Here is a 22,729-nt window from a genome sequence, read left to right as displayed (position 1 = left end):
CGATGGACGACCTGCAGTGCGAGTCCTGCCAGTAACCCGCCGACCCACCGAATAACGAAAGAGACGGAACACCATGGGGATTCTGGGAACGGGAATCGAAGAGGGCCTGCTGCTCAAGCCGGTCACGTACCAGTGGGCGATGGACCTCTACGACCAGGCCGTCGCGAACACCTGGTTCCCGAACGAGATCCAGCTCGGTGAGGACATCGCCGACTTCAAGCGGATGACCGACGAGGAGCGCCACGCGGTCACCTTCCTGATGAGCTACTTCAACCCGAACGAGCTGCTCGTCAACAAGGCTCTGGCCTTCGGTGTCTACCCCTACATCAACGCGGCTGAGGCGCACCTCTACCTCGCCAAGCAGATGTGGGAGGAGGCGAACCACTGCATGTCGTTCGAGTACGTCCTCGAGACGTTCCCGATCGACCGCGAGCAGGCCTACAACTCCCACGTCGACGTGCCGTCGATGGCGAAGAAGGAGGAGTTCGAGGTCCGCTTCATCAAGCGGATGACCGAGCAGGCGCTCGACATCACGACGACCGAGGGCAAGCAGGACTTCATCCGCAACCTGGTGGCGTACAACGTCATCCTCGAGGGGATCTGGTTCTACTCGGGCTTCATGGTGGCGCTCTCGTTCCGCCAGCGGAACCTGCTGCGCAACTTCGGTTCGCTCATCGACTGGGTGGTGCGCGACGAGTCGCTGCACCTCAAGTTCGGCATCAACCTCATCCTGACGGTGCTGGAGGAGAACCCGGACCTGCAGACGCCGGAGTTCGCCAACGAGATCCGCCAGATGATTCTGGACGCCGTGGAGATGGAGGAGCAGTACAACCGCGACCTCCTCCCGGGCGGCATCCTGGGCCTGAACGCGAACTACATCAACCAGTACGTGAAGTACCTGGCCGACCGCCGTCTGGAGGAGCTGGGCTTCGAGGCCGAGTACAAGGTCTCCAACCCGGCCAAGTGGATGGCGACCGCCAACGACACGCTGGAGCTGGTGAACTTCTTCGAGTCCACCAACACCTCCTACGAGTCGAACGCCAAGGCCTCCACCGGTCGCTGATATGGCAACGGAGACCTCTCCGCTGATCACCGCCGCCGCGCTGGACGTCGCTCTCGGGGCTGAATCCCTGTGGAGCGGCGCCGGCCGGCGGCGTTCGGCGTGGCGCGTGCTCGACGTCCGCTGGAAATTGGGCGGACCGCCCGGACGCGAGGAGTTCGAGCGCGGGCACATCCCCGGCGCGGTGTACGTCGACCTGGACACCGAGCTGGCCGGGCACGGCGAGCCCACGGATGGTCGCCACCCGCTTCCGTCGCAGGACGCCTTCCAGGAGGCGGCGCGACGCTGGGGCCTCGGCGACGGCGACTCCGTCGTCGTGTACGACGACGCCTCCGGAACGTCGGCCGCTCGGGCGTGGTGGCTGCTGCGCCACGCGGGCGTGCGCGACGTCCGCGTCCTCGACGGCGGAATCGCCGCCTGGCGCGACGCCGGGATGCCGCTCGAGAAGGGGCCCGGAGCTACGCCGATCCCCGGCAGCATCCACGTGCAGTTCGGCGCGCTTCCGACCCTCGACGGCGACGCGGCCGCCGCCCTCGCCGCCGCGGCGGACGCCGTGTTACTGGACGCGCGCGCGGGCGAACGCTTCCGCGGCGAGGTGGAGCCGGTCGATCCGCGACCCGGCCACATCCCGGGTGCCGTCAGCGCACCTACCACGGACAACGTCGACGCCGACGGACGGATGCTTCCCGCCGACGCGCTGGCAGAACGGTTCCGCGGCCTCGGCATCGACGCCGACACGCCCGTCGGCGTGTACTGCGGATCGGGCGTCACGGCCGCCCACGAAGCCCTCGCCATGGTCATCGGCGGTCTTCCGCTGCCCGCTCTGTACGCGGGTTCGTATTCGGCGTGGTCGAACGACCCGGAACGCCCGGTCGTTACGGGAGCGTGACCTCCGGGCGCCACCATGGCGCCTGGGCGCATCCCGCGCGGGTTTCGCCGGGCGTCCACGCACAATTCCACGGATTTCGCTGCCGGAATCGACGAAACCTTCCGGAAACATCCGTGAAAAACGCCGTTCCCTGCGCGAATTAGTGTTGAAGCGCGGCGACGCCGCTGGGGTATCCTCCCCTTACCCTTGCAATACGCATCAGGCACATTCCTGTACAGGAAGAAGGACAACGACAATCATGCGCATTCGTACCGTGGCTCCCATCGCCGCAGTCGCCGCCGTTGCAGCGCTCGCGCTCAGCGGTTGCGTCGACAACAGCACCCCGTCCGGCAGCTCAACGACGAGCTCGGTCTCGGACGTGAAGAAGGACGACACCCTCGCCGGGCAGCTGCCCCAGAAGGTCAAGGACGCCGGCAAGCTGGTGGTCGGCATGGACAACACGTACCCGCCGAACGAGTTCAAGGACGACAACTCCCAGCCGGTCGGCTGGGAGGTCGACCTCGCCAAGGCCATCGGCGACAAGCTGGGGGTGAAGACGGAGTTCGCGATCGCGAAGTTCGACAACATCATCCCGAGCGTCGCCGGCGGCAAGGACGACTACGGAATGTCGTCGTTCACCGACACCACCGAGCGCGAGCAGCAGGTCGACTTCGTCAACTACTACTCGGCCGGCATCCTCTGGGCCTCCCAGAAGGGCAAGGACATCGACCCGGACAACGCCTGCGGCCTGAAGGTCGCCGTCCAGTCGACGACCTACGAGGACACCGACGAGGTCCCCGCCAAGTCGAAGAAGTGCACGGATGAGGGCAAGCCCGCCATCCAGGCCCTCCGCTACGACACCCAGGACGACGCGACGAACGCGGTCATCCTCGGCAAGGCGGACGCCCTCAGCGCCGACTCGCCCGTCACGCTGTACGCCATCTCCAAGTCGAACGGCAAGCTCCAGGAGGCCGGCAAGACCTTCGACGAGGCGCCGTACGGCCTCCCCGTCAAGAAGGACTCGGAGCTCACCCCCGTGCTGCAGAAGGCCGTCCAGGCCCTCATCGACGACGGCACCTACAAGAAGATCCTCGACAAGTGGGGCGTCGCCGACGGCGCCGTCGAGTCGGCCGAGGTCAACGCGGCCTCGAAGGGCTGACCTTCATGTCACAGAGCAACACCGCCCGGCCGGCGACGGGATCCGTCCCGTCGCCGGGCGGGACCCGTCCCGAGCCGATCAAGGCGATCAAGCTCCGGCACCCCTGGCGCATCGTCATCGCGGCGATCCTCATCCTCCTGCTGGTCTGGTTCATCGTGGACGCCTCCCAGCGCGAGGCCTACGGCTGGCAGTACGTCGGCAAGTACGTCTTCGACAAGCGCATCAGTGCTGCTGCGCTCGTCACCCTCCAGCTGACGATCTACTCGATGATCATCGGCGTCGTGCTCGGCCTCATCCTTGCGGTGATGCGCCTCTCGCCGAACCCGGTCGTGAAGTCGGTCGCCTGGCTCTACCTGTGGATCTTCCGCGGCACCCCGGTCTACGTGCAGCTGGTCTTCTGGGGCCTGTTCTCGCTGATCTACCCGCAGATCTTCCTCGGCGTGCCGTGGACGAACATCGGCGTGGATCTGAACCTCGGCTTCATGCAGAACGCCTTCATCATCGCCATCATCGGCCTCGCGCTGAACGAGGCCGCGTACATGGCGGAGATCGTCCGCGCCGGCCTGCTCTCGGTCGACGAGGGCCAGGAGGAGGCGGCGACCGCGCTCGGAATGTCGTGGTGGCAGACGATGACCCGGATCGTTATCCCGCAGGCCATGCGCGTCATCATCCCGCCGACCGGCAACGAGGTGATCTCGATGCTGAAGACCACCTCGCTGGTGGCGGCGATCCCGCTGACGACCGACCTGTACGGCGTCGCGCGCGACATCTCGGCGGTCACCTACACGCCCATCCCGCTGCTCATCGTGGCGTCGCTCTGGTACCTGCTCTTCACCTCCTTGCTGATGGTCGGGCAGTACTTCCTGGAGAAGCGGTTCTCCCGCGGCGTCAACGCGCGCCGCCCGGACCGCAACGACCCGGCCCTCGCGACCGGCGCGCTCCCCGCGGCCGGCGCACCGGACGGCAACGACCTCGGAGGCAAGGGATGACCGACACGAAGACCCCCATGGTGCTGGCCGAGGGCGTCTCGAAGAGCTTCGGCTCGAACGAGGTGCTCAAGAGCATCGACCTCAAGGTGAACCCGGGCGAGGTGCTGTGCATCATCGGCCCGTCGGGCTCCGGCAAGTCGACGTTCCTCCGCTGCATCAACCATCTGGAGCGCGTCGACGCCGGCCGTCTCTCGGTCGACGGCGAGGTGGTCGGCTACCGCCAGCACGGCGACAAGCTGTACGAGCTGAAGCCGAAGGAGGCCGCCCGGCAGCGTCGCGAGATCGGGATGGTGTTCCAGCGGTTCAACCTCTTCCCGCACATGACCGCCCTGGAGAACATCATCGAGGCGCCCATCCGCGTGAAGGGCCTCTCGAAGGCGAAGGCCGTGGAGCGCGCGACCGAGCTGCTCGCCCGCGTCGGACTGAGCGACAAGGGCGACCACTACCCGTCGCAGCTGTCCGGCGGTCAGCAGCAGCGCGTCGCGATCGCGCGTGCGCTCGCGATGGACCCCAAGTTGATGCTGTTCGACGAGCCCACCTCGGCGCTCGACCCGGAGCTCGTCGGCGAAGTGCTGGATGTCATGAAGGGCTTGGCCGCGAGCGGTATGACCATGGTGGTCGTGACGCACGAGATGGGCTTCGCCCGCGAGGTCGCGGACGAGCTGGTGTTCATGGACGGCGGCGTCGTCGTCGAGTCCGGCGACCCGCGCGAAGTGCTCAGCAACCCGCAGCACCAGCGGACGCAGGCGTTCCTCTCGAAGGTGCTCTAGCCTCCCCTCATCGGCTCCGGAGTTTTTCGGCCTCGACATGGCGTGTCGAGGCGAAAAACTCCGGAGCCGATAGCATCTCGGGGTGGATGCGAAGCGGCCTGTGGTGTTCGTGACCGGTGCGAGCCGACGGGGGTCGATCGGCGATGCGATCGCCCGGAACCTCGCGTCCATCGGGTTCGATGTCGCGTTCGGGTACTGGGACGGGTACGACTCGGAGATGCCGTGGGGTGCGCATCCGACCGAGCACGAGGCGCTCGCGGAGGAGCTGCGCGGGATGGGCGCTCGCGCGTTGCCCCTGCCGGTCGACCTGGCGGACACGGAGGCTCCGGCCGCCGCGATGGCGCGGGTGCGCGACGAGCTGGGACCGGTGCAGGCGCTCGTGATGAGCCACGCGCACTCGGTCGACAGCGGCATCCTCGACACCTCGGTTGAGGCGTTCGACCGGCATTTCGCCGTGAACACGCGCGGCTCGTGGCTGCTCATCAGGGCGTTCGCCGAGCAGTTCCCGTCCGGCGCATCCGGTCTCGGACGGATCGTCGCGCTGACCAGCGACCACACCGCGCACAATCTGCCGTACGGCGCGAGCAAGGGCGCCCTCGACCGGATCGTGAAGGCGGCCGCGGTCGAGCTTGCGCACCTCGGCATTACGGCCAACCTCATCAATCCCGGACCGATCGACACCGGGTGGATGACGCCCGAACTGGTCGAGCAGCTGACGGCGGAGACCGCGCTCGGCCGCCTGGGACGCCCGCACGACACCGCCGACCTCGTCGCCTTCCTCCTCTCCGTGAGCGGAGGCTGGATCACCGGCCAGCTCCTCCACTCCAACGGCGGCTTCCACCTCGGCGTCTGACCCCGCACCCCTCGTCAGCCGCCGGCCGTCGAGTCCGCAAACTTTGCACGCCACACGCGGTCGGAGTGTGCAAAGTTTGCGGACTCGACGGTGGGAGGCGCGAGGGTCAGGAGGCGAGGACTTTGCGGATGCGCTGCAGGGAGACGGTCTCGGCGGTGCCGAGCGACTGGGCGAAGAGCGAGACGCGGAACTCCTCCAGCATCCACCGCGCGTGCACCAGCGACGGCGGCGAACCGGGCGCGAGCGGGATGCGGCCTCCCGCGTCCGTGTACAGCGCGACCGCCGTCTCCACCTGCGTCTGCCAGGCCCGGTCGCGGCCGGGGTTCGTGGGCAGCGCCTGCATGCGCTGCGTGATCCCGGCGAGGTACCGCGGCAGATGCCGCAGCTGCTCGAGCCCGGTCGCCGACACGAATCCGACGCCCTTCCCGGCCCAGACCAGTCCGGAGAGCTGCCCCTTCGCGTCGTTCAGCGCCGCCAGGTAGGTCAGCGCCGTCACGCCCGCGATCGCCTTCTCGGCTGTGCGGGCGGCGGTGAGGATGCGGGTGACGAGCGCGACCGTCTCGAACATCGAGTCCATCACGATGCCGGACACCCGATCCCGCACCGCCTCGAATTCGGCGCGCATGAACACCTGGCCGTCGGGCTTCATCCGGTACAGCACCGAGTCGATCACGGCGAGCAGGCAGTCGTCGAACAGCGCCTTGGTGTTGGGGTAGGGGCTCGCCGCGAGCGTGAGCTTCTCGTTGGCCGTGAGGTGCTGCTGCACGTAGGCGACGGGCGAGGGGATGCTGGCGAGCAGCAGTCGCCGCACACCGCCCGGCATCGCCCGGGCCTGCTCGGCGGGCGTTCCCATCAGGCGGATGCTGACGGAGTCGCCGTCGTCGACGAGTGCCGGGTAGGCGCGGATCACGTTCTTCGTGCCGCCCGGCCCGGTGTGCGTGGAGTCGACGAAGCGGGGGAGCTCGTCGAGATCCCAGGTCGTCAGCCCGGTCCGTTCGATCGCGTTGGGCGTTCGCGCCTCCGCGACGGCGGCGACCGAGTCGCGGGCCCGCGATCGCAGCCGCTCCTGCAGCGCGCCGAGGTCCTTCCCGCTGGCGAGCGTGCGTCCGCGCTCTCCGACGACCTGGAAGGTCGGCCGGAGGTGCGCGGGGAGGCGGTCGAGGTCGAAGTCCGAGCCGCTGACGCGGGATCCGGTCAGCCGCGAGATCGTCGCCGCGAGCGTGTCGGCGAGGGAGGCCGCGGGCCGCTCACCCTCGTGGGCGCGCATCCCGGCTGTTCCGGACAGCTCGCCGAGCAGCCGCTGCGCCCAGTCGGCGGCCGGGACCACCTGCCGCCGGATCGCCTTCGGCAGCGACTTGATGAGCGCGGTCACGAGTTCGTGGCGGAGCCCGGGCACCTGCCAGTCGAAGCCGTCGGGGAGCAGCCCGGCGAGCAGCGGGAGCGGCACCTGCACGGTCACCCCGTCGTCCTCCGCGCCCGGCTCGAACCGGTACCGCAGGGTCAGCTGCTGGTCGCCCTGGCGCCAGACCGGCGGGAAGGCGTCCTCGTCGACCTCGGCCGCCTCCTCGTCGAGCAGCGCCTCCGGCGTCATCGTGAGGAGGTCGGGCGTCTCCTGCCTTGCCTTCTTCCACCAGCCCTCGAACGAGCGGGTGGACACCACGTCGGCGGGGATGCGCTTGTCGTAGAACTCGAAGACCGCCTCGTCGTCGTTGAGGATGTCGCGGCGCCGGGTGCGCTCCTCCAGCTCGCGCAACTCCGCTCGGAGCTTCTTGTTGGCGCGGTCGAACGCCTGGTGCGAGTCCCATTCGCCGTCGACGAGGGCGTGCCGGATGAAGAGCTCGCGTGACAGCTCCCGGTCGATCCGCGCATACTGCACGCGCCGGCGCGGGATGATCGGGACGCCGAACAGCGTCACGCGCTCGTGGGCGACGACGGACCCCTGGTTCTTCTCCCAGTGCGGCTCGCTGTACTGGCGCTTGCAGAGGTCTCCCGCGATGGGCTCGGCCCACGCCGGGTCGATGGCCGCATTCATCCGCGCGAACAGCCGGGATGTCTCCACCAGCTCGGCGCTCATCACCGCGTTCGGCTGCTTCTTGGCCAGGGTGGATCCGGGGAAGATCACGAACCGGGTCTGGCGGGCGCCGAGATACTCGGCCTGCCTGCTGCGCGGGGCCTTGCCCGCACCCTTCGGCGCAGGACCGCTCTCGCGCACATCCTTCAGCCCGATGTGCGAGAGCAGCCCGGCGAGCAGCGAGCGGTGGATGCCGTCGGGGTTCACGGACGGCTCGCCGATGGTCAGCCCGAGCGGCTTGGCGAGCTGCCGCAGCTGGCGGTAGACGTCCTGCCACTCGCGGACCCGCAGGAAGTTCAGGAAATCGGCCTTGCAGAGCCGCCGGAAGGCGCTGGACGAGAGCTCCTTCTGCTGCTCTTCGAGGTAGTTCCAAAGGTTGAGGAGGGTGAGGAAGTCGCTGGTCGGGTCGGCGAACCGGGCGTGCTTCTCGTCGGCGCTGCCGCGGCGCTCGACGGGACGCTCGCGCGGGTCCTGGATGGTGAGTCCGGCGACGATGGCCATCACCTCGCGCGAGGTGCCGTGGCGTTTCGACTCGACGACCATGCGGGCGAACCGCGGGTCGATCGGGAGCTGTGCGAGCTGACGTCCCACCGGCGTGAGCTTCGTGCCCTCCTTCGCCGTCGCGATCGCGCCGAGCTCGGTGAGCAGGTCGAGGCCGTCCTTGATGCCGCGCGAGTCGGGCGGCGTGAGGAACGGGAATGCCGCGATGTCGCCGAGGCCGAGCGAGATCATCTGCAGGATCACCGCGGCGAGGTTGGTGCGGAGGATCTCGGGCTCGGTGAATTCGGGCCGCTTGGCGAAGTCCTCCTCGGAGTACAGCCGGATGGCGATGCCGTCGCTGGTGCGGCCGGAGCGGCCCGACCGCTGGTTGGCGCTCGCCTGCGAGATCGCCTCGATCGGGAGCCGCTGCACCTTCGCCCGCGTGCTGTACCGGCTGATCCGGGCCGTGCCCGCATCCACCACGTACTTGATGCCGGGGACGGTGAGGCTGGTCTCGGCGACGTTCGTGGCGAGGACGACGCGGCGCCGGACGCCGGGGAGCGTCGACGGCTGGAAGACGCGGTGCTGCTCGGCGGAGGAGAGGCGGCCGTAGAGCGGCAGAACCTCGGTTCCGGGTAGATTGCGGCCACGGATCGCGTCGGCCGCATCCCGGATCTCGTTCTCGCCGGAGAGGAAGACGAGCACGTCGCCTGCGGCCTCACGCGCCAGCTCGTCGAGCGCGTCGTTGATGCCCTGAAGGTAGTCGCGGTCGGCCGACGGCACCGGGTCCGGATCGTCGTCGTCCTCGTCCAGCGCTTCGGCGACCAGCGGACGGTAGCGGATCTCGACCGGATAGGTGCGACCGGAGACCTCGACGATCGGCGCCGGCGTGCCGTTCGCGGAGGCGAAGTGCTGCGCGAAGCTCTCCGGGTCGATGGTCGCCGACGTGATGATGAGCTTGAGGTCGGGACGCTGCGGCAGCAGCTGCTTGAGGTACCCCAGCAGGAAGTCGATGTTGAGACTGCGCTCGTGCGCCTCGTCGATGATGATCGTGTCGTACGCCCGCAGCATGCGGTCGCGGCGCAGCTCGTTGAGCAGGATGCCGTCGGTCATCAATTTGATCTTGGTCGCCTTGGACACCTTGTCGGTGAAGCGGACCTGGTAGCCGACCAGCTCGCCGACGGACTGGCCCAGCTCCTCCGCGATCCGCTCCGCGATGGTGCGGGCGGCGAGGCGCCGGGGCTGCGTGTGACCGATGCTGGTGCGGCCGAGCTCCAGCGCGATCTTCGGCAGCTGTGTGGTCTTGCCCGACCCGGTCGCGCCGGCGACGATGACGACCTGGTTGTCGCGGATGGCGCGCGCGATGTCCTCCCGCTTCCGGCTGACCGGCAGCTCGGGCGGGAAGACGATGCGGGGGAGGGTCGCGGTCGAAGACATGAGCCCTCCAGTCTACCGGCGTGGCGCGCGGTGGCCTCACATCTCCTGCTCTCGGAGGTGGACGAAGAACGACACGATGGTGTCCAGGCCGAGATCGAGGAACTCGGCCAGCTGATCATCGCTGACTCCGTGTTCGAGGAACACCGACACGGTGGCCTGCACCCGGATCGACCCCGAGTCGTCGGGCACCACGAACGCCTTCGGCCACGGTCTCCAGCGGTGGTAGTCGTCGATCAGCAGCACGAGGTCCGTCCTCATGTCAGACGGAAACGTGCGGTCGTAGATGCCGCGCACCGTGAGGACATAGCGTTCGGGCCCGTCGCGGTAGAACGCGATGGAGTTGTCCTCCCAATTCACCCGGTAGCCGTCCTCCATAGGAACCGATTCGTAGTCACGCGTGGCCAGCCACGCGGCTATCCGTCCCGTCGTGAGCGGTGCAAGGGCAGGCTGGCGGCGGAAGACGCGCATGGATTCCTCTCTGGAGAACGTCGGCCACCTTATCGCCCCACCCCGCCCGGGCGTTGCCCCGCGCCCGCCGCTGACGTAGGTTCGCATCACACCCGGAACGGGTCCGGCGTCAATGGAGACGAGGAGAACCCATGAGTCACGGCTATGCGACCATGTCTGTCGCGAGCATCCTGGCGGAGACGGCGCATCGGATGCCCGATAACGTCGCCCTGATCTTCGCGGGGCAGGAGATCCGCTACAGCGAGCTGTGGGATCAGACCCGCGCCTACGCCGGAGCGCTGAAAGGGCTCGGTGTCGGGCCGGGCGACAAGGTGGCGCTGATGCTGCCGAACGTGCCCGACTTCCCGCGGTCGTACTACGCCGTCCTCGCCCTCGGTGCGGTCGTCGTGCCGGTGCACGCGCTGCTCAAGGCCGACGAGATCGCGTACGTGCTGCGCGACTCCGGGGCGTCGCTGCTGATCTGCGCCGCGCCGCTGCTGGCGGAGGGGGCGCGTGGGGCCGCGCTCGCCGCTGTCCCGATCGTGTCGGTGCTGGTGCCGGACGAGATGTACGAACAGGCGCCGTTCCCGCGCCTGGAGGAGCTCGCGGCCGACGCCGAACCCGTCGACACGTACGTGCCGCGCGACCCGTTCGACACCGCGACGATCCTCTACACGAGCGGGACGACCGGCAAGCCCAAGGGCGCGGAGGGATGCCACTTCTCGCTGGTCGAGCAGGTGAACGTGCTGCTCTCCGGCACGCTCGACCTGGAGCCGGAGGATCGCATCCTCGGCTGCCTGCCGCTGTTCCACACGTTCGGGCAGACCTGCGTGATGAACATGGGATTCCGGGCGGGAGCGGCCGTCGTGCTCGTGCCGAAGTTCGACGGCGCCACCGCCCTGCAGCTGATGAACCAGCACGCCTGCACCGTCACGACCGGCGTCCCGACGATGTACATCGCGCTGTTGGAGGCAGCGAAGGCCAACCCCGACCGTCCGCCGCTCCGCTACGGGATGAGCGGCGGCGCGGCCATCCCCGTCGCCGTGATCGAGCGCATGAAGGAGGTGTACGGCATCGACGTGCACGAAGGCTACGGCCTCACCGAGACGTCGCCGGTCGCCTCCTTCAACCACCGCGGCCGGCCGACCCGGGTGGGCACGGTCGGAACGCCCATCTGGGGTGTGGATGTGGAGATCGCCGACGCGGAGGTGGATGACCGCATCCAGCTGCTCCCGCGCGGTGAGCTCGGCGAGATCGTGGTGCGCGGCCACAACCTGATGAAGGGGTACCTCAACCTCCCGGAGGCGAATGCAGAGGCGGTCGTCGACGGCTGGTTCCGCACCGGCGACCTCGGCAGGAAGAGCGAGGACGACTACATCACCATCGTCGATCGCAAGAAGGACATGATCGTCCGCAACGGCTACAACGTGTACCCGCGCGAGGTCGAGGAGGTGCTGTCCGCGCATCCGGCTGTCGCTATGGTGGCCGTTTTCGGGGTGACGCACGAGACGCACGGGCAGGAGATCATGGCGGCGGTGACGCTGATGCCCGGCGGCGAGGTGGAGGTCGACGAGCTGCTCGTGTTCGCGCGCGAGCGGGTGGCGGCGTACAAATATCCGCGGCGCGTGGAGATCCTCGACGCGCTGCCGCTCGGGCCGAGCGGCAAAGTGCTGAAGCGCGAGCTGGTAGCGCGGTTCGAGGGGGAGGGGATCGTCGTCGGCGAGGCGGAGGAGGAGTCGCGGCCGGTGGGATGACAGCCGCCGGCATCCTGGTACCGTGGCGGATATGGTTGCAAACGCAAATACTCCGCTCCTGACCCTGAACAATGGGACGACCATCCCGCAGCTCGGCTTCGGCGTATTCAAGGTCGATCCGGATGAGACCACCCGGATCGTGACCGACGCCCTCGAGGTCGGCTACCGCCACATCGACACCGCCGCCATCTACGGCAACGAGGAGGGCGTCGGCCAGGCGATCGCGTCCTCCGGCATCCCGCGCGACGAGCTCTTCGTCACCACCAAGCTGTGGAACGACCGCCAGACCGACGCGGAGGCAGCCTTCGACGAGTCGCTCGGCAAGCTCGGGCTCGACTACGTCGACCTGTACCTCATTCACTGGCCGACGCCGCAGAAGGACACCTTCGTGCAGGCGTGGAAGTCGCTCGAGAAGATCTACGCGTCGGGCCGCGCGAAGGCGATCGGCGTGTCCAACTTCCTGGTACCGCACCTGGAGAAGCTGCTCGCCAACACGGACGTGGTCCCGGCCGTCAACCAGATCGAGCTGCACCCGGCGCACCAGCAGCCGGAGGTGACCGCCTTCTCCCGCGAGCACGGCATCGCGATCGAGGCGTGGGGTCCGCTCGGCCAGGGCAAGTACCCGCTGTTCGAGACGCCCGAGGTGTCGCAGGCCGCCGAGGCGCACGGCAAGACGCCGGCGCAGGTCGTCATCCGCTGGCACCTGCAGACCGGGAACATCGTCTTCCCGAAGTCGAACCGCCGAGAGCGCATGGCCGAGAACTTCGACGTGTTCGACTTCGAGCTGAGCTCCGACGAGGTCGCCGCGATCAGCTCGCTCGAGCGCGAGGGACGCGTCAGCGCGCACCCGGACGAGGTCAACTGATCGACCGGCCGGGAGCGTGCGGCCCATCCGTGTCGGCGCTCCCGGCTAGGCTCGACGGGTGAGGATCACGTCGGTCACGGGGAAGATCGCCTACATCGTCGGCGTCTTCGCGTTCATCCTGCTGGTGAACGGGTTCATCATCGCGAACCTCGTCAACGCCACGCTCGACGTGCTGATCGTCGCCGCCTTGAACGTGGCGTACGTCATCGTCGGGGTGCGCTGCTTCCGCGGCGCCGGCGAGAACCGCACCGACCCGCGGCCCTGGTGGCGCGCGACCGCGCGGCCGGCGGCCGGATTCTGGATCGGCGGAGCGCTGGTGATCCTGGCGTTCATCTCCGGCGTCGGCGCGCTGGCCAGCCGCCCGGAGGGGGCCTTCATCCCGGCCGTCTCCTGCCTGACCTACGCGGTGCTCGCCGCGTTCTACCTCAACTCGTCGGTGCGGCTGCACGGGATGGATCGGCCGGCCTGACCGCATCCGTACGGCTCCGGCCTGGCGGCGTCGAGGGCTTCCGTTCCCGCGCCCGGGTCGTAGGGTGAGCCCATGGTGAATCGGCTCGCGGACGCGGTCAGCCCCTACCTGCGCGCTCACGCGTCCAACCCGGTCGACTGGTTCCCGTGGGGCGCCGAGGCGTTCGCGGAGGCGCGGCGGCGGGATGTGCCCGTGCTGATCTCCATCGGATACGCGACCTGCCACTGGTGCCACGTCATGGCACGCGAGAGCTTCAGCGATCCGATCGCCGCCGGCGAACTGAACGCGCGGTACGTGGCGATCAAGGTCGACCGGGAGGAGCATCCCGAGGTGGATGCGGCCTACCTCTCCGCCGCGAGCGCCTTCACTGACAACCTGGGCTGGCCGCTGACGGTGTTCGCCACCCCGGAAGGCCGCGCGTTCTTCGCGGGGACCTACTTCCCGCCCGAGCCGATCGGCGGCCGCGCGTCGTTCCGTCAGGTGCTCGACGCCGTCGCCGACGCGTGGATGAACCGCCGGGACGCCGTGGAGTCGGACGCCGCGCGGGTCGGCGAGGCGATGACCGCTGCGGCCGCAGCCGCGACGGCGGTCGCCGACCTGCCCGACGACCGAGCCCTGGACGCGGCTATCGAGCGGCTCGCGCAGGCGGAGGACCCGCAGTACGGCGGCTTCGGGACGGCGCCGAAGTTCCCCGTCGCGCCGGTCCTGGGCTTTCTGCTCGCCCGGCCGTCCGGGCGCGAGCTGGGGCACCGGACCCTGGAGCGCATGGCCGCCTCCCCACTCCGCGACCCGGTCGACGGCGGCTTCTTCCGGTACGCCACCCGCCGCGACTGGAGCGACCCGCACTACGAACGGATGCTCTACGACAATGCGCTGCTGCTCGACGCGTACGCCACCGCGTGGCAGCAGGGCGGCGCCGCCTGGGCGGAGCGGACGGCCGACGGGGTCGCCGCGTTCCTGCTGGCGGTGCTGCGGCGACCGGCCGGAGGCTTCGCCTCGGCGCAGGACTCCGAGAGCGTCATCGACGGCGCGCGGGTCGAGGGCACCTACTACACGGTCCCGCCGGAGGAGCGCGCCAGTCTGGAACCGCCGGCCGTTGACGGCAAGGTGCTGACCGGGTGGAACGGCTTCGCGATCGGCGCCCTCGCGCGAGCCGGTCGCATCCTCGACAGACCGGCCTGGATCGCCGCGGCGGGGGAGGCGGCCCACATGCTGCTGACCCGCCACCGGCGGCCGGACGGGCTGCTGCTCCGTGCCTCCCTCGGCGGCCGGGCCAGCGACGCGGAGGCGACCCTCGAGGACTACGGCGGGCTCGCCGGCGGCCTGCTGGAGCTGGCGCTCGCCGGCGGCGGAGCGCGCTACGCGGCGGCGGCGCGCGACCTGGTGGACCTGTGCCTGGATGCGGCAGGCGAGGGGACGTGCCCGTTCGAGACCCCGGGCGGAGGCGACCCGGTGCTGGCCGCGACCGGGCTGGCCGTGCGCGTCGACCCCAGCGAGGGAGCGTATCCCTCGGGCCTGAGCGCGACCGCCGCGGCGGCGCACACGCTCTACCTGCTGTCGGGGGAGCGGAAGTACGAGCGGGCTGCACGGGAGGCGATGCGGATGGTCGCCGCGCAGGCGCCGCAGGTGCCGAGCGGCTTCGGGGCGTCGCTCACGCTGATGTCCCGCCTGGGGGAGGAGCCGGAGCAGCTCGTCGTGGTGCGGCCGGAGACGGGCGGTGCGGGCGTCGGCGCAGGATCGGTGGGCGCGGATTCGAGAGGGCTCGTGCAGGCCGCGCGGCGGCATCCGGCACCGCTGATCGCACTGGTGACCGAACAGGATGCGGTCGACCTGGCCGCGGACGGGTTCGAGCTGTTCGAGGGGCGCGTCACTCGCGACGGCCTGCCGACCGCGTATCTCTGCCGCGACTTCGTCTGCCGGCTGCCCGTGACGGACGCGGCGGCGTTGTAGCAGCCGGCGCACAACCGGGAACCTCCGACCGGACGGGGTCATTGCGGTGCGATGCCCTGGGCGTACCCGAAGACGCCGTTCGGGTCGTAGGCGGACTTGACCGCTCGCAGCCGTGCGTAGTTGCGCCCGTAATAGGCCTGCTGCGGATCTCGCAGATACGGGTCCGGGAAGTTCTGGTAGGCGCGCGTCGACGGAACGAGGGCGGTCAGGCCGTCCAGCCACTCCCGGTGCACCCGCAGACTCGACGCTGGATCGCGCTCCGACCAGTTGACGTTGAACTGCGCGATGAACAGGGCATCGCGGTGGACGTATGCCGTCGCTTCCGCGGCGACGTCGTTCACGGCGCCGCCCAGCGCGAAGAGGGCGATGTCGACGCCGTCCGGGTTGGAACTGCCCGGCCAGGTCAGCAGGTGGTCGCGGACGGCGGCTATCCGTTCGCCGGGAAGCGGCTCGGTCAGCACGGCCGATGCTCCCGTGAACGGAGCGGGCGCGACATCCTCGTTGAGCAGTTCGCTCGCCTCGGCCAGGGTGACGTCGCGGATGCTCGCCGCGTTGGCCGCCTGCTCCGACGGCGTGCCGAGGCGCAGCGCGGAGGCGAGCAGATCGCGCAACTCACGGGCGCTGCCATAGAACTGCCCGATGGCCGTCACCGAAGCGTTGGCGCGAACCTGTTGGGCTGACGTGCCGGACGTTCCCAGGCCGATGCGCATGTGCAGCCGTGGGTCGCGGAAGGCGTCGGCGCACGCGCGCTGGAGCGCGACCGCTGCATCCACCGCCGTGTCGATGCTCCAGCTGAAGCGGTAGAAGGCGACCGTCCCGTGGTATTTGTCGTAGTCGAGGGTGAAATCGAAATGGATGCCGAAGTTGTCGCCCGCTCCACCGCGCACCGCCCAGAAGAGGTCGGCGTTCTCCTTCTCGCTGCACGTGATCCACTCGCCGTCGGCCCCGATCAGCCGGGTCTCCACCAGCCGGTCGCAGGTGAGCCCCGCCATCTTGTCGCTGAATCCGATGCCTCCGCCGAGCACGAGCCCGGCGACCCCGACACTGCTGCATCGACCGGTCGGGAGGACGATGTTGCCCCGTTCCAGCAGGGGATGCAGCATGCCGTTGGTGACACCGGCCTCCACCAGCAGGGTCCCCGCTTTCTTCGTCATCGCGCCCGTCGAGTAGCCGACGACCGGCGCGGACGCGTGGGCGTCATCCTGCCAGACCACATCCGTCATCAGCGAGAGCACCAGCAACAGACCGCCGGTGGTCGAGAACCCGGCGTAGTTGTGGCCGAGCCCGCTGCGCGGCGTGATCGGCACGCCGTTGCGCACGGCCCAGCGGACGCACGCCGCGATGTCGGCAGGACTGCGCGGCGTGACGATCGCCAACGGGCGGACGGAGGCGAACTGGCGGTTGAACGGAGGCGCGAGCTGCTCGTACCGCGGCTGGCCGGGGATCAGCAGGTAGTCGGGCCGGGAGAGGGCACGACGGAGCTCCTCGAGATCGGGGCCGTCACCACCGAAGGCCGCCGCCTCCGGCACCGAGTGCGCCATCGTCGTGGGCGAGAGGCCCAGCCCCGCGCCGATCGCCGCACCGAATCCGGTGCGGAGCAGTGTTCTCCGGTCCATGTCGACTCCATCCCTCGCCTTAACCGACGGAGACGGACGCGCGAACATGACCGGATCGGGCGTTTAGACCCGGATGGGTGCGAGCGGCATCGCCCGGTGGGCACCCTCTCAGCGACGCACGCGATAGGTGAGGTGCGCGACCTCCGGGGTCACCCGCTCGCGCAGCAGCTCCAACTCGAGTGAGGGCACACGGTCGAAGACGCGCTCGCCCGCGCCGAGGGTGACGGGAGCGATGTGCAGCCGCAGCTCGTCGACGATCCCCGCCCACAGCGCCTGATTGAGGGTCTCGGCGCCGCCGGCGATGGCGACGTCCGCATCCCCGGCGATCTCTCGCGCCTGCTCGACCGCCGAGTGGATGCCGTCGGTGACGAACCGGAACGTGGTCCCGGTCAGCTCCAGCGGGTCGCGGGCGTAGTGCGTGAGCACGAACACCGGCGCGTGATACGGCGGCTCCTCGCCCCACCACCCGATCCAGTCGCCGAGCGGCTCGTCCGGGGCGGGCCACTCGTTCCGCACGGGGCCGAACATCTTGCGTCCCATCACGTAGGCGCCCGCCGCGGTGATGGCGTCGATCTCCTCCGCGTGCGCGTCGGCGTACTCGAACATCCACGCGTGCAGGCGGTTGGCCGCTCCACCGCCCAGAGGCTGCTCCAGCGACTGGTCGGGGCCGGCCGCGAAGCCGTCGAGCGAGATGGCGATGTCGGCGGTGACGATTCCCATGCGGGAAGAGTAGTCAGGCGCGCTCGACCTTGTCGAGCATCCCCCAGACCGCTTCGCTGAGTTCGGGATGCTCCAGGGCGATCCGGCGCAGCACCCCGTACTCGAAGCGGGCGAACACATCGCGGCCAGCCGAGGGATGGTGTGCGCGGGACTGCTCGTCGGCGAGGTCGAACGCCTCGATCGCGGTGGCGCGGAGGCCGATGACGACCTGCTCGTCGACACTCGGCAGATCGGGGATGAACTGCCACGGATCTTCCCCGGCACGGCAGCGGTGCTCGATGATCGCGGACAGCTCGTCGCGCGCCTGCTGGCGGAGCAGCTCGATGCTGCGCGGCACCGGTTCGGTCATCTCGCACCCTCCTTCCCCGGGTCGTGGACGGGTCGTTCGCCCGCCGCGCCGGCCCCATCGCCCGCGCAGTGGGAACAGCCTAGGCGGTGCCGGCGACACCACGCCAATCGGGGTGCAACGAAGGGTCTACGTGTCGCGCGATGTCACTCGGTGCGAGCGAGGAGGTAGGCGTTCAGCTCAGCGGTGAGGGCCGCATCCACCGGGTACTCGCGCTCGTCCAGGTGCGTGACGGGCGCCGCTTGGCGGACGCTCGACACCAGCCAGAGGGCGTCGGCGGCGGTCACGTCGTCGAGGGTCAGGGGAGCGAACTCCGTCCGCAGACCGCGGCTCCCGAAGAAGTCGAAGACGGCCGCCTGCGTGGTCCCGGCGAGGATGCCCTGGTCGGTGTTCGGCGTGCGGACGACGCCGTCGGTGAGGGTCACGACGTTCGAGGTGGGGCCCTCGAGTGCGTAGCCGTCGCTGCTGACGAAGAGCACGTCATCGGCCCCGCGGCGGACCGCCTCGCGCTGCGCGGCGCGGTTGATCGCGTACGACAGCGTCTTCGCGCCGGCGAGCAGCCAGGGCGACGTCTCGGCGACGTCGTGGCGGTACCCGCGATCGAGGGTGACCACCCGGATGCCGAGGCGGGCCCGCGAGAAGTCCTCGCCCAGATCCACGAACAGCCAGCCGCTCGGGACGCCCGAGCCCTCGATCCCGCGGCTGTAGATGAGCTTGGCGTAGAGCTCCGCATCCCGGTCGCCGTTGCGGGTCAGGTAGTCGGCGACGCCTGCGCGAACGGCTTCCCGCCAGACGTCGAGCGCCGGAGCCGGGAGGTCGAGCAGCGCGGCGGAGTGCGCCAGTCGCGCGAGGTGCGGTTCGAGCGCCTGCGGGTGGCCGTCGATGACGGCGATCGTCTCGAAGACGCCGTCGCCGCGGGTGACGGACAGATCGGTGACGCGCACCTGCGGCGCGTCGAAGTCGGACACCACGAACCCGGGGTCGCCGGCCTCCGGAGTCCCGGTCGGCGTGGTGATGGTCAGCAGTGTCGCGCGCGTCATGCCCCCATTCTGCCCCGCGCCTCTCCGTCCGTCCCTCCCGCGCCTCCGCCCACCGTCGAGTCCGCGAACTTTGCACACCGCCGAGGCGTGTCACGTGCAAAGTTTGCGGACTCGACGGTGGGGGGTCAGTGGGTTTCGTGGATGCGGAAGGCGTCGTCGTGGGCGAGGGGGAGGTCGGACACGGCGACGTTCGAGACGGATGCGCCGGGCGGCCCGGTGCGCAGCCAGTCGAGCATCCCGTCGACCTGCTCCGGCGTGCCCTCGATCTCGGCCTCGACCGTTCCGTCGAGGCGGTTGCGCGCCCATCCGGTCACGCCGAGGCGCTGCGCGGCCTCCCGCGCACTCCAGCGGAACCCGACGCCCTGTACGCCCCCGGACACGATCGCTCTCTTGCGGATCACAGCCCCATTCTGCCCCTGCTTCAATGGAAGGATGAGCGCACCCGCCGTCCCGGCCGCCGAACGCATCCCCGACCTCCGGTCCGACCTGATCCGCGCCGGCCTCACGGTCGACGCGCTGACCGATCTCTGGGGCGAGGAGGCGGCGGATGCCCTGCACCGCGGGCAGCGCGTCCCGGCGGAGCGGGCGCTGCGACGCCGCGGTCCGTCGGCGCTGGCAACGCTCGCCCGGCTGTTCGTGCTCGGCCGACCGGTCCCGCGCGACGAGGTCGCCGCAGCCCTCCCCGAGCTCGGGGTCGACGGTGCCCTCGCGCTCGAACTCGTCACGGTCGACGGCGACACGGTCGCGTCGGCGGTCGACCTCCGGCCCTACGGCTTCGTGGATGCGGCGGGCCCGGCCGAGTGGTGGATCGTCTCCGACCTCGGCGAGCTCGCCCTCGGCCACGCGTTGCCCGAGGACCATGTACTCGGCGTCGGCGGCGCATCCCTCACCCTCAGCGGGCTGATGCTGCAGACCCCCGTCGACAGCGCGCTCGACCTCGGGACGGGATGCGGCATCCAGGCGATGCACGCCGCACGCCACGCCCGCCGGGTCGTCGCGACCGACATCTCGCCGCGCGCCCTCCGCCTGGCGGCCCTGAACCTCGCGCTCAACGAGATCGACGGCGTCGAGCTGCGGCTCGGGAGCATGTTCGAGCCGGTCGCCGGCGAGCGTTTCGACCACATCGTGTCCAATCCGCCGTTCGTCATCACGCCGCGGGTGGAGGGTGTCCCCGCGTACGAGTACCGCGACGGCGGCATGGTCGGCGACGGCCTGGTGGCCTCCTTCGTGAGCGGATGCGGCGAGCACCTCCAGCCCGGCGGGGTCGCGCAGCTGCTCGGCAACTGGGAGTATCGCGGCCCCGGCGACGGTCTCCAGCGTGTGCGCGACTGGGTGGATGCGTCCCCCGTCCCGCTCGACGCCTGGGTCATCGAGCGTGACGTCGAGGACGCGGTGCGTTACTCGGAGACGTGGATTCGCGACGGCGGCACCCGCCCGGGCACTCCGGAGTTCGAGCGGCTGCTCGGCGCGTGGCTCGACGACTTCGAGGCCCGCGAGGTGCGCTCGGTCGGGTTCGGGTACCTGCTGCTCCGTCGGTCGGCGGGCGTGCCGACGCTGCGCCGGTTCGAGAGGCTGCACGGTTCGCTCGGCGCCAACGAGGCAGGGCTCGGCGTGCACCTGGGCGAGGCGCTGGCAGCGCATGATCTGCAGGCCGCACTGACGGACGACGAGCTCGGCCGATTGCGGCCGGTGGTCGCCGGCGACGTGACGGAGGAGCGGCACCTGTGGCCGGGCGCCGACGCGCCGACGGCGATCCTGCTCCGGCAGGGTGGAGGGTTCGGGCGGACGGTGTCGGCCGACACCGGACTCGCGGCGCTGGTCGGCGCGTGCGACGGCGAGCTGTCCGTCGCGGCGATCGCTGCGGCGCTGGCGCAGCTGCTGGAGGTCGATGACGACGCGCTGCTCGCTGACCTCCTGCCCGCCGTGCGGGGCATGCTCGTCGACGGCTTCCTGCGCGCGTGACGCGCTGGCGCCTCCCCGGGGCGGCATCCCGGGGTCGCAACACGCCGTTATGGGGCGCGCATAACGGCGAGTTGCGCCCCAGGGAGCGTCAGCCGCGTTCGACCGGCACCAGCGTGACGTCGGCGATCCGCCCGTCCGCGACGTCCAGCGTCAGGTAGGTGCAGACCGGCTGCCGTCGCCGATCCGTCGGCGAGCCGGGGTTGAGGAGGCGGAGCCCGCGTGGCGACACCGTGTCCCACGGGATGTGCGAGTGCCCGAACACCAACACGTCCGCATCGGGGTGGTCGCGTTCCGCCCGCATTTCGCGGCCGGTCGCCGGGCCGGTCTCGTGCACGACCGCGAACCGCAGCCCGCCCAGCTCCACGTGCGCGACCTCCGGCAGTCGGCGCCGCAGCTCGGGTCCGTCGTTGTTGCCCCAGACGCCGACGAGCCGCCGTGCGTGCTGCTCCAGCAGGTCGAGCGTCGCCGCATCCACCCAGTCCCCGGCATGGATGACGACATCGGCCGCATCCACCGCCGCCAGCACCTGAGCGGGCAGGGCGCGAGCGCGTTTCGGGACGTGCGTGTCGGAGATCAAGAGCAGCTTCACGATGGCACACAGTACGCAAACCGCCGGGACGGGGCTAGTTTCGCGCTATGGATCCGCGCAACACGGAACGGCTGCGGCGGGCCGCTCACCCCGGGACCAGGGTCACCTTCCCGTCCCCCGTGTCATCGAAGGTTGCAGCGGTTGCCACCCCCAGTGCCACCGCGGCGACGATTGACAGGCTGAGCAGGGCGATCGCGGTGGTGAGCATCGCCACCGAGCGCGGCCGCTGGCGGGCCAATCGCACCACGGCCCACACCAGGAGGACGACTGCGGCGACGAGAGCGGGCCACACGATCGGGGCCAGAAGACCCACCACTACAGAAGCGATCAGCAGCCGCCGGTCGGTCACGAGAGAGTGGGTTCGGGTGACAGTGGGTGTGGTCATGACTAGATGTTCTTCAGGCTCGCGCTGGTGAGCCTTGTGCCCTTGTAGACAAGCTGCTGCTGCTTGTTGGCGGTGAAGAAGGATCCCTTGAAGGCAAGCGACATGGTGTACTTGACCGTGCATGCGCCCTGACCGCCGGAGACGTAGTTGCTTTGGCTGGTCCCGATGTTCCAGACTCCGGCCGCCCCGGTGAACCAGCCCGTGCACTCCAGGTTCCGGGTGACGTTGGTCGACGTCGCCTCGAAGACATAGCGCATGGTGAACGTGCCAGTCGTGATCCCGAACAGGCTCGCGTTCACCGGGTAGGTTGCCGTATACCGAGGCGCGGCCGCGGACGTCAGGATGTGGAGCCCGCGGGCGGAATTGCGTGCCAGCGCCGGCTGTGCAGAGGTTCCGGTTCCCGAGGTCAGCGTCGGCGCACCGGCGTCGAATACCATCACAGACAGCGGATTCTCCTCGATCGCGTCCGCGACCCCCTCCTGCTCGGCTGGCGGCAGGTCATCGAACCGCTCGGTCAGCGCAGCATCGGTCTTGGCGTCGACTTTCAGGGTGTCGACAAACTCCTCGAACACCGCCTCAGCCGAGTCGGGTGCCTCCTCCGCATGAGCCGCGGTGATTCCGGTCCCCAGGATCAGGCCCAGCGCAACGCCGCTTGCCGTCGCCATCTTCGTCAGTCGGTTCATCTGAATCTGCAATTTCCGTTCGTCTGTGAACGCGCGATCCTCGTGTCCCTCACCCGACGTTCGGAAGGGCGGTGCGGTTCGCGACCGTACAGGGAGTGACCCCGTTACCCAGGAAGACGACGCATCGCTCGGATCGTGACGCCACGTGCGCCGAGGGGAGGGTGATGACGCCCGGAGGCCGCGTGAGGCCGCACCAGGACACGGAGGCGCGAAACC

21 protein-coding genes are annotated in these 22,729 nt (G+C 69.7%); 11 read left to right on the top strand and 10 right to left on the bottom strand.

Annotated features, from left to right (window positions below):
- Positions 1 to 73 precede the first annotated feature (73 nt).
- From ABIC47_RS00595 to ABIC47_RS00570, 6 genes are all read left to right on the top strand, one after another.
- Positions 74 to 1,063: a ribonucleotide-diphosphate reductase subunit beta gene (locus tag ABIC47_RS00595; protein WP_018191680.1), complete on the top strand. Its 990-nt coding sequence runs from the start codon at positions 74 to 76 to the stop codon at positions 1,061 to 1,063.
- A gap of 1 nt (position 1,064) precedes the next feature.
- Positions 1,065 to 1,949 (top strand): sulfurtransferase, encoded by an 885-nt coding sequence (locus tag ABIC47_RS00590; RefSeq protein WP_354476360.1) that lies wholly within the window; start codon positions 1,065 to 1,067, stop codon positions 1,947 to 1,949.
- A gap of 238 nt (positions 1,950 to 2,187) precedes the next feature.
- Positions 2,188 to 3,087, top strand: a complete 900-nt coding sequence (locus tag ABIC47_RS00585) for an ABC transporter substrate-binding protein (protein ID WP_354476358.1) — start codon at positions 2,188 to 2,190, stop codon at positions 3,085 to 3,087.
- A gap of 5 nt (positions 3,088 to 3,092) precedes the next feature.
- The gene (locus ABIC47_RS00580; RefSeq protein WP_020077133.1) at positions 3,093 to 4,076 is read left to right on the top strand and encodes an amino acid ABC transporter permease; all 984 of its coding nucleotides are present in this window, start codon (positions 3,093 to 3,095) and stop codon (positions 4,074 to 4,076) included.
- On the top strand, positions 4,073 to 4,846 hold the full coding sequence (locus ABIC47_RS00575) for an amino acid ABC transporter ATP-binding protein (RefSeq protein ID WP_018191676.1): 774 nt from the start codon (positions 4,073 to 4,075) through the stop codon (positions 4,844 to 4,846). Before ABIC47_RS00580 ends, ABIC47_RS00575 begins: the two co-directional genes overlap by 4 nt.
- A gap of 82 nt (positions 4,847 to 4,928) precedes the next feature.
- Positions 4,929 to 5,699 carry an SDR family oxidoreductase gene (locus ABIC47_RS00570; protein WP_354476356.1) on the top strand — a complete coding sequence of 257 codons (771 nt, stop codon included), beginning with the start codon at positions 4,929 to 4,931 and terminating at the stop codon, positions 5,697 to 5,699.
- Between the two features lie 106 nt (positions 5,700 to 5,805).
- Here ABIC47_RS00570 and hrpA read toward each other — a convergent pair whose 3' ends face one another.
- A complete protein-coding gene (hrpA, locus tag ABIC47_RS00565) occupies positions 5,806 to 9,687 on the bottom strand; it encodes an ATP-dependent RNA helicase HrpA (RefSeq protein WP_354476354.1) in 3,882 nt (1,293 codons plus the stop codon).
- 36 nt (positions 9,688 to 9,723) lie between these two features.
- Entirely contained in the window at positions 9,724 to 10,155 is a 432-nt protein-coding gene (locus tag ABIC47_RS00560; RefSeq protein ID WP_354476352.1) for a YbjN domain-containing protein, read from the bottom strand.
- A 131-nt stretch (positions 10,156 to 10,286) separates the two neighbouring features.
- On the opposite strand from ABIC47_RS00560, the gene ABIC47_RS00555 reads away from it, so the two are divergent.
- The 4 genes from ABIC47_RS00555 to ABIC47_RS00540 all read left to right on the top strand — a co-directional run bounded on the left by ABIC47_RS00555 (position 10,287) and on the right by ABIC47_RS00540 (position 15,172).
- Entirely contained in the window at positions 10,287 to 11,888 is a 1,602-nt protein-coding gene (locus ABIC47_RS00555; protein WP_354476350.1) for a long-chain-fatty-acid--CoA ligase, read from the top strand.
- Positions 11,889 to 11,919: 31 nt separating this feature from the next.
- A complete protein-coding gene (locus tag ABIC47_RS00550; protein WP_354476348.1) occupies positions 11,920 to 12,753 on the top strand; it encodes an aldo/keto reductase in 834 nt (277 codons plus the stop codon).
- Between the two features lie 58 nt (positions 12,754 to 12,811).
- Positions 12,812 to 13,222 (top strand): hypothetical protein, encoded by a 411-nt coding sequence (locus tag ABIC47_RS00545; RefSeq protein ID WP_354476346.1) that lies wholly within the window; start codon positions 12,812 to 12,814, stop codon positions 13,220 to 13,222.
- A 72-nt stretch (positions 13,223 to 13,294) separates the two neighbouring features.
- The gene (locus tag ABIC47_RS00540) at positions 13,295 to 15,172 is read left to right on the top strand and encodes a thioredoxin domain-containing protein (RefSeq protein ID WP_354476344.1); all 1,878 of its coding nucleotides are present in this window, start codon (positions 13,295 to 13,297) and stop codon (positions 15,170 to 15,172) included.
- A 38-nt stretch (positions 15,173 to 15,210) separates the two neighbouring features.
- Here the strand turns inward: ABIC47_RS00540 and ABIC47_RS00535 are convergent, their stop codons facing one another.
- From ABIC47_RS00535 to ABIC47_RS00515, 5 genes are all read right to left on the bottom strand, one after another.
- Positions 15,211 to 16,788 (bottom strand): FAD-binding oxidoreductase, encoded by a 1,578-nt coding sequence (locus ABIC47_RS00535; protein ID WP_354476342.1) that lies wholly within the window; start codon positions 16,786 to 16,788, stop codon positions 15,211 to 15,213.
- A 108-nt stretch (positions 16,789 to 16,896) separates the two neighbouring features.
- Complete coding sequence (locus tag ABIC47_RS00530) at positions 16,897 to 17,508, bottom strand: dihydrofolate reductase family protein (RefSeq protein WP_354476340.1); 612 nt, start codon at positions 17,506 to 17,508, stop codon at positions 16,897 to 16,899.
- 13 nt (positions 17,509 to 17,521) lie between these two features.
- A complete protein-coding gene (locus ABIC47_RS00525; protein WP_018191664.1) occupies positions 17,522 to 17,857 on the bottom strand; it encodes a hypothetical protein in 336 nt (111 codons plus the stop codon).
- A gap of 143 nt (positions 17,858 to 18,000) precedes the next feature.
- Positions 18,001 to 18,894 (bottom strand): aminodeoxychorismate lyase, encoded by an 894-nt coding sequence (locus ABIC47_RS00520; RefSeq protein WP_354476338.1) that lies wholly within the window; start codon positions 18,892 to 18,894, stop codon positions 18,001 to 18,003.
- Positions 18,895 to 19,019: 125 nt separating this feature from the next.
- Complete coding sequence (locus tag ABIC47_RS00515) at positions 19,020 to 19,295, bottom strand: acylphosphatase (protein ID WP_354476336.1); 276 nt, start codon at positions 19,293 to 19,295, stop codon at positions 19,020 to 19,022.
- A gap of 31 nt (positions 19,296 to 19,326) precedes the next feature.
- Between ABIC47_RS00515 and ABIC47_RS00510 the strand changes: the two genes are divergently transcribed.
- Positions 19,327 to 20,856, top strand: a complete 1,530-nt coding sequence (locus ABIC47_RS00510) for a DUF7059 domain-containing protein (protein ID WP_354476334.1) — start codon at positions 19,327 to 19,329, stop codon at positions 20,854 to 20,856.
- Between the two features lie 88 nt (positions 20,857 to 20,944).
- Here ABIC47_RS00510 and ABIC47_RS00505 read toward each other — a convergent pair whose 3' ends face one another.
- From ABIC47_RS00505 to ABIC47_RS00495, 3 genes are all read right to left on the bottom strand, one after another.
- Positions 20,945 to 21,445, bottom strand: coding sequence for a metallophosphoesterase family protein (locus ABIC47_RS00505; RefSeq protein WP_354476332.1), 501 nt, complete (start codon positions 21,443 to 21,445; stop codon positions 20,945 to 20,947).
- 85 nt (positions 21,446 to 21,530) lie between these two features.
- A complete protein-coding gene (locus ABIC47_RS00500) occupies positions 21,531 to 21,830 on the bottom strand; it encodes a hypothetical protein (protein WP_354476330.1) in 300 nt (99 codons plus the stop codon).
- 2 nt (positions 21,831 to 21,832) lie between these two features.
- On the bottom strand, positions 21,833 to 22,513 hold the full coding sequence (locus ABIC47_RS00495) for a hypothetical protein (RefSeq protein ID WP_354476328.1): 681 nt from the start codon (positions 22,511 to 22,513) through the stop codon (positions 21,833 to 21,835).
- Between the last annotated feature and the right edge of the window lie 216 nt (positions 22,514 to 22,729).

It is taken from the genome of Leifsonia sp. 563, from assembly GCF_040545055.1.
In the GTDB taxonomy this organism is placed as follows: Bacteria; Actinomycetota; Actinomycetes; order Actinomycetales; family Microbacteriaceae; genus Leifsonia.
The sequence above is the reverse complement of the archived record's forward strand: the minus strand, read 5'-3'. Positions and strand labels throughout refer to the sequence as shown.

What these genes read in the sequence shown, in the direction of transcription:
- ABIC47_RS00595 (WP_018191680.1), top strand. Translation starts at nt 74, where the DNA reads ATGGGGATTCTGGGAACGGGAATCGAAGAGGGCCTGCTGCTCAAGCCG.
- ABIC47_RS00590 (WP_354476360.1), top strand. Translation starts at nt 1,065, where the DNA reads ATGGCAACGGAGACCTCTCCGCTGATCACCGCCGCCGCGCTGGACGTC.
- ABIC47_RS00585 (WP_354476358.1), top strand. Translation starts at nt 2,188, where the DNA reads ATGCGCATTCGTACCGTGGCTCCCATCGCCGCAGTCGCCGCCGTTGCA.
- ABIC47_RS00580 (WP_020077133.1), top strand. Translation starts at nt 3,093, where the DNA reads ATGTCACAGAGCAACACCGCCCGGCCGGCGACGGGATCCGTCCCGTCG.
- ABIC47_RS00575 (WP_018191676.1), top strand. Translation starts at nt 4,073, where the DNA reads ATGACCGACACGAAGACCCCCATGGTGCTGGCCGAGGGCGTCTCGAAG.
- hrpA (WP_354476354.1), bottom strand. Translation starts at nt 9,687, where the DNA reads ATGTCTTCGACCGCGACCCTCCCCCGCATCGTCTTCCCGCCCGAGCTG.
- ABIC47_RS00560 (WP_354476352.1), bottom strand. Translation starts at nt 10,155, where the DNA reads ATGCGCGTCTTCCGCCGCCAGCCTGCCCTTGCACCGCTCACGACGGGA.
- ABIC47_RS00555 (WP_354476350.1), top strand. Translation starts at nt 10,287, where the DNA reads ATGAGTCACGGCTATGCGACCATGTCTGTCGCGAGCATCCTGGCGGAG.
- ABIC47_RS00550 (WP_354476348.1), top strand. Translation starts at nt 11,920, where the DNA reads ATGGTTGCAAACGCAAATACTCCGCTCCTGACCCTGAACAATGGGACG.
- ABIC47_RS00540 (WP_354476344.1), top strand. Translation starts at nt 13,295, where the DNA reads ATGGTGAATCGGCTCGCGGACGCGGTCAGCCCCTACCTGCGCGCTCAC.
- ABIC47_RS00535 (WP_354476342.1), bottom strand. Translation starts at nt 16,788, where the DNA reads ATGGACCGGAGAACACTGCTCCGCACCGGATTCGGTGCGGCGATCGGC.
- ABIC47_RS00530 (WP_354476340.1), bottom strand. Translation starts at nt 17,508, where the DNA reads ATGGGAATCGTCACCGCCGACATCGCCATCTCGCTCGACGGCTTCGCG.
- ABIC47_RS00525 (WP_018191664.1), bottom strand. Translation starts at nt 17,857, where the DNA reads ATGACCGAACCGGTGCCGCGCAGCATCGAGCTGCTCCGCCAGCAGGCG.
- ABIC47_RS00520 (WP_354476338.1), bottom strand. Translation starts at nt 18,894, where the DNA reads ATGACGCGCGCGACACTGCTGACCATCACCACGCCGACCGGGACTCCG.
- ABIC47_RS00510 (WP_354476334.1), top strand. Translation starts at nt 19,327, where the DNA reads ATGAGCGCACCCGCCGTCCCGGCCGCCGAACGCATCCCCGACCTCCGG.
- ABIC47_RS00500 (WP_354476330.1), bottom strand. Translation starts at nt 21,830, where the DNA reads ATGACCACACCCACTGTCACCCGAACCCACTCTCTCGTGACCGACCGG.
- ABIC47_RS00495 (WP_354476328.1), bottom strand. Translation starts at nt 22,513, where the DNA reads ATGAACCGACTGACGAAGATGGCGACGGCAAGCGGCGTTGCGCTGGGC.